The sequence below is a fragment of the Clostridium sp. genome, from assembly GCF_051650885.1.
Taxonomy (GTDB): domain Bacteria; phylum Bacillota; class Clostridia; order Clostridiales; family Clostridiaceae; genus Clostridium.
Window position 1 is genome coordinate 1 of the sequence record NZ_JBOFRG010000096.1, and the last position, 5,760, is coordinate 5,760.

At 31.5% G+C, this 5,760-nt stretch carries 4 protein-coding genes and 2 pseudogenes; all 6 read left to right on the forward strand.

Annotation, left to right across the window (positions count from 1 at the left end; translation table 11 throughout):
• Positions 1-734 (forward strand): annotated as a pseudogene (locus ACRC28_RS04365) (DNA polymerase III subunit alpha); the annotation flags it as partial.
• Positions 735-1,365: 631 nt separating this feature from the next.
• Positions 1,366-1,605 (forward strand): annotated as a pseudogene (locus ACRC28_RS04370) (DNA polymerase III subunit alpha); the annotation flags it as partial.
• A gap of 75 nt (positions 1,606-1,680) precedes the next feature.
• Entirely contained in the window at positions 1,681-2,592 is a 912-nt protein-coding gene (locus ACRC28_RS04375) for a hypothetical protein (RefSeq protein WP_438542235.1), read from the forward strand.
• A 298-nt stretch (positions 2,593-2,890) separates the two neighbouring features.
• Positions 2,891-4,093 carry a helix-hairpin-helix domain-containing protein gene (locus tag ACRC28_RS04380; RefSeq protein WP_438542236.1) on the forward strand — a complete coding sequence of 401 codons (1,203 nt, stop codon included), beginning with the start codon at positions 2,891-2,893 and terminating at the stop codon, positions 4,091-4,093.
• 525 nt (positions 4,094-4,618) lie between these two features.
• On the forward strand, positions 4,619-5,578 hold the full coding sequence (gene pfkA, locus ACRC28_RS04385; protein ID WP_438542237.1) for a 6-phosphofructokinase: 960 nt from the start codon (positions 4,619-4,621) through the stop codon (positions 5,576-5,578).
• A gap of 69 nt (positions 5,579-5,647) precedes the next feature.
• A partial coding sequence (locus ACRC28_RS04390; protein ID WP_438542238.1) for a pyruvate kinase occupies positions 5,648-5,760 on the forward strand: 113 nt, incomplete at its 3' end.

Genomic DNA, 5,760 nt, shown 5'->3' on the forward strand with positions numbered 1-5,760 from the left:
TAATTACTTTTGGAACAATGGCAGCAAGAGCCTGTATAAGAGATGTTGGTAGGGCTATGAATTATGCTTATGCAGAGGTTGATAGAATTGCTAAGATGATTCCAACTATGCTTGGAATAACAATAGAGAAGGCATTGGACTTTAATCCAGAGCTTAAGGCTGTATATGATTCAGAAGAGAGAGTGAAAAACTTAATTGATGTTAGTAAAAACTTAGAAGGGCTTCCAAGGCATTCATCAACACATGCAGCGGGAGTTGTTATAGCATCAAAACCATTAGTGGAGTATGTGCCACTACAAAGAAATGATGAAATGATAGTTACTCAATTTGGTATGAATACATTAGAGGAGCTTGGGTTATTAAAAATGGATTTCCTTGGCTTAAGAACTCTAACTGTAATGAGTGATGCTGTAAAAATGATTGAGTACAATAGAGGTATAAAGCTAGATTTAGATAAGATAGATACAGAGGACAAAGAAGTTTATAAAATGATTGGAGAAGGTAAAACAGCAGGAGTATTCCAATTAGAATCTGCTGGGATGGTATCTTTCATGAAGGAATTAAAGCCAGATTGCTTAGAGGACATCATAGCCGGAATATCTTTATATAGACCAGGTCCAATGGCAGAAATACCAAACTATATAGAAAGAAAAAGAAATCCAGAGAAAGTAACATATGCAACACCAGAATTGGAAGATATCCTGAATGTTACTTATGGAGTAATGGTTTATCAAGGTGCGACTTGTTTCCAAATATAAAAGGTTTAGAAATAAGCTACAAAATTGGAGGATGTAAATCTAACTATTTATTTGAAAGCGAAAGCTTCACTAAAACTCCGTTATGCAAGTTAATGTATAGAGCACGGTAAAGTCCATGAAAATTAGACCTGAGAAGCGGTTAGAGAAGTAATGGGGTGGCTATAAAACTTCTATGATTACGAATAGGAATTATCTTAAGTTTCGAAAACCATTATCATGAGGAAAAAGAACTCATATTCTAATAATAACAAAGTATCTTGGTTACAATGTTATATCTAATAAATTAGATGCAATGAAATTGCTATTAGCGGAATGTAGATAGAATCTAAGGAAGTATGTAGAGCTAGAATAAATGGAACAAGTGAACTACGTAAGAAGGAAATTCTAAATAATAGGAAATGATTATTGAATATGTAGGGCAGCAGCCTGTAGTAGTGATGAAGTGAGGTAATACTCACAGAGCGAAGGGGCATAGTCAACTTTTAAGAAGTAATTATACAAAGTTGATGGAACGCCGTATGAAGTGAAAGTTTCATGTACGGTGTGAAGTGGGGGAAAAGCGAGGCTTAGCAGTAATGATGAAGCGGTAGCTTACCTATCACTATAACAAGTTATGGAAATTGTTAGAAAATTAGCTGGATATTCTATGGGAAGAAGTGACCTTGTTAGAAGAGCAATGTCTAAGAAGAAACACAAGGTCATGGAGGAAGAAAGGAAGAACTTTATTCATGGAATAGTGGATAAGGATGGAAATGTTGAAGTACCAGGTTGTTTAAGAAATGGTATTTCAGAAGAGGCTGCAAATAAGATATATGATATGATGATGGACTTTGCGTCCTATGCATTCGTGATGTGATTTATGATTCTAAAACTTTGTATATATAAGCAGTATTAAGGAAAATATATACAAAGAGGTGAAGATATGTATAAAAATTATAGACAATTAGATAAACAAGATAAAGAACAAATTATAGAGTATTATTATAAATTTAAAGATAGATCTTTTGGTGAAATAGCAAATGAATTAAATTTTTCGAAGAGAAGTATAAGTAGAGTTTTAAGAGAGAGTAATATAAAAACTAGAAGAAAGAATAGATACGTATTAAATGAAAAATTTTTTAATGAAATAGATAGTGAGGAAGTAGCATATATACTTGGATACATCTATGCAGATGGATTTGTAGGAGATGAAAAGTATAACAACGTTGTTATTACATCTATAGATAAGGATATTATAGAAAAAATATCAGAAGCTATTGAATTTAGTGGTGAAATTAGAATAGGAGGAAAAGGAGGATTTGAAAATTCAAAAGATGGATATATACTGAATTTTTCAAGTGAAATAATGGCAAGTGATTTAAGACGAATAGGATTATACCCTAATAAATCACTTACTATGGAAGAAGTTCCTATAATAAATGGTGAACTTATAAGACATTTCATAAGAGGATATTTTGATGGGGATGGAACAATTATACAGTCACATAATTGTTCATATCATACATTAGCGAATGGAGAAATTAAGAAGTATGTATATAAAAAATATAGTTTTGAGATGTTAGGAACAGAAAAATTTCTATTAGAATTGATACGTAAAATGAATGTTAAATATTATAAGATACTAGATACGAAAACAAAAGAAATCAAGAGAGTAGTTTGTAGAGCAAAGTATGATTTAAAATATATCTATAATTTTTTATACAAAGATAGCAATATTTATATGGAAAGAAAATATAAGAAATGGAATCAAATATTGAGTGCCTTTATCGAAGATAAAGAAAATGAGGTGAATTGCGGGAAAGACCTTAGAGCCTTGGATACTAACTATATTTAGTAATAAATGTAGGGCTTAAAGTAATTATTTAAGGAATAGTAAAAAGTTTAAGGATTGGTTAATCCGCAGCCAAGTGTCCTAGAAATAGGATGAAGGTTCAGAGACTAGATAAAGTAGCCTAAGTAGTTGTATATGGTGAAATATCCACGAGTGCCTCACATCTAAATGATGATGATATAGTCCGATCTTTATAGAGATATAAAGAAGTTGGAGGTAAATACTTCAATAATTAACAATTAATGTCAATAAAAGTCATGCCGCAGCCTATGGAATCGTTGGCTATCAGACAGCCTATCTGATGAGATATTACCCTGTAGAGATGATTGCAGCGATGCTTAATTCTGTTATGGGTATTAGTGAGAAGGTTGCGCATTATATTAAGTTTGCAGAGAGTGAAGGAATACAGGTTGTTAGACCTACAGTTAATTTAAGTCATACAAGGTTTACTGTTGATGGGGACAGAATTATTTTTGGTCTTGGAGCAGTGAGGAATGTAGGGGTTAATGTTTGTGAGAATATTGTTAGAAGCAGGGAAGCTAAGGGTGATTATACATCTTTAATGGATTTTGTAAATAAGGTTGATTTAAGTGCTATAAATAAGAGGGCTGTGGAAAGCTTGATTAAGGCTGGAGCGATGGATGAGTTTAATGTTTATAGGTCTAAGATGCTTGGCGTTTTTGAGAAGCTTATGGATGGTGTTTCTAATGAGAAGAAGAGAAATATTGATGGACAGATAAATCTTTTTGGTGGACTTGAGGAAAGTGAGAGTATTCCAGAAGTTTCTTATCCTAACATAAATGAGTTTAATAAGAGAAACCTTTTAAGTATGGAGAAGGAAATGACAGGGCTTTATCTTTCAGGCCATCCGTTAGATGAGTATGAGAAGAGCATAAAGCTTCAAACATCTATTGATATCCAAAGTATCTATGATTCTCATAAGATACTGCAAGAAGAGGTTGAGAAGGGTATTTCAGATGATGAACTTTTAAATAGTATAAAGGTTAAGGATAATCAAACTGTTATACTTGGAGGGATTTTAACTGAGGTTAATCAAAAGGTAACTAGAAATAATACTTTAATGGCTTTCTTGAAGCTTGAGGATTTAACTGGTGAAATAGAGATTATTGTATTCCCAAAAACTTTAGATAGAATAAGGGATAATATTCATTTAGATGGATTGGTTTTAATAAGAGGAAGATTAAGTATAAAAGAAGATGAAATGCCTAAGCTTATCTGTGAAAAAATTGATCCGTTAGAAAAAGTAGATAGTAATAAAGTATATATTAAGGCTGAAAATATAGCTGAAGTTAAAAAGATAAATTTAGAACTTAAAAATTTAAGTGAAGAGTTTAGAGGTGAAACACCAGTATACATTTTTGATGCGAAGGATAGAAAAAGCTATAGAGCAAACAGAAGCCTTTGGATTAACTTAGAAAGTGATGTTATTAGCTTACTAAAAGAGAAATATTTAGAGGAAAATATTAAAATAGTGGAAGAGTAGAAGAGGTAGATTTGGTTTTATTATCAAATCTACTTTTTTTTCTTATATAAGAAGGAATAGGTTAGTGTTATTAGAATTGTCAAAAAATACAGAAAATTAATAAAAATATTCTTGATATTTGTCGAAAAAAAGGCGATAATAAAGGCATAGCAAAAGATGTAGAGAAATTCTTTTATACTTTAAATTATGTATAAAGTTTGAAAAAATATTAAAAAAACTTTATAATGTATAATATGTGTTTAAGAAATGATCAAATAATTATTGAATTTGTAAATGAAAAATTTTACAAAAATTAAATTCTTAAAAAACTTGAATATTCATATAAATAGATTTTTATTAGGGTATAATAGTTTTGTGAATAGTATCTAAGAAAGCATCTTTAAAAAGATAAAATTAAAAAGATGCATAATATAATTGATAAATTTAAGAATTTTATGTACAATTATAGACGGTCATGTAAATGTGGGAAGTTTTATTACCTATGGGTCATTAAAAGTCCCGGTGGTAATATAAGGAGGAGTAAAGATGAAAAAGATAGCTATTTTAACAAGTGGTGGAGATGCACCAGGAATGAACGCTGCTATAAGAGCGGTAGTAAGAACTGCTTTATCTGCAGGACTAGAAGTTATGGGAGTTCACAGAGGATACAGTGGATTAATTAATGGTGAGTTATTCCCAATGAATAGAACTTCTGTTTCAGATATAATTCAAAGAGGAGGAACTATCCTTAGAACAGCTAGATGTCCAGAGTTCAAGCAAGAAGAAGTAAGAAAGAAAGCCGTTAAAATATTAAAGGCTTACGGAATAGATGCATTAGTAGTAATTGGAGGAGATGGTTCATTTACAGGAGCTAAGCTTTTATCAAAGCTTGGAGTTAAAACTGTAGGACTACCTGGTACTATAGATAATGATTTAGCTTACACAGACTATACAATAGGATTTGATACAACTCTAAACACTGTTTTAGATGCGATAAATAAAATAAGAGATACTTCAACTTCACATGAGAGAGTTTCAATTGTAGAAGTTATGGGTAGAAACTGTGGAGATATAGCTTTACATGCAGGTATTGATGGAGGAGCTGAGGCGATAATTACGCCAGAAAAAGGCTTTGACAAAGATGAGCTTTGCAAAACTATATTAGAAGGAAAATTAAAAGGAAAAATGCACAACTTAATCATCCTTGCAGAAGGTGTTGGTGGAGCATTTAAGTTAGCTGAAGAAGTAGAGGACGTTACAGGAATCGAAACTAGAGCTACTGTTTTAGGACACATCCAAAGAGGTGGAAGTCCAAGTGCATTTGATAGAATGTTAGCTTCAAGAATGGGAGCTAAAGCTGTAGATGTACTATTAGAAGGTAAAACATCAAGAGTTATTGGTTCAGTAGATAATAAAATCGTTGATATGGATATCGATGAGGCTCTTGCTATAGAAAGAAAATTTGATGAAGATTTATATGAAATAGCAAAAATATTATCTAAGTAATCATTAATTAAATAGATTTTAATATATTAAATTTTGGGTTTAATACAACTAGAGGGAGTGTTATTTGTAATGAGAAAAACTAAAATGATTTGTACAGTAGGACCAGCGAGTGAAAGTGATGAGATATTAACTAAGGTTATAGAGGCAGGAATGAATGCTTCAAGACATAACTTCTCACACGG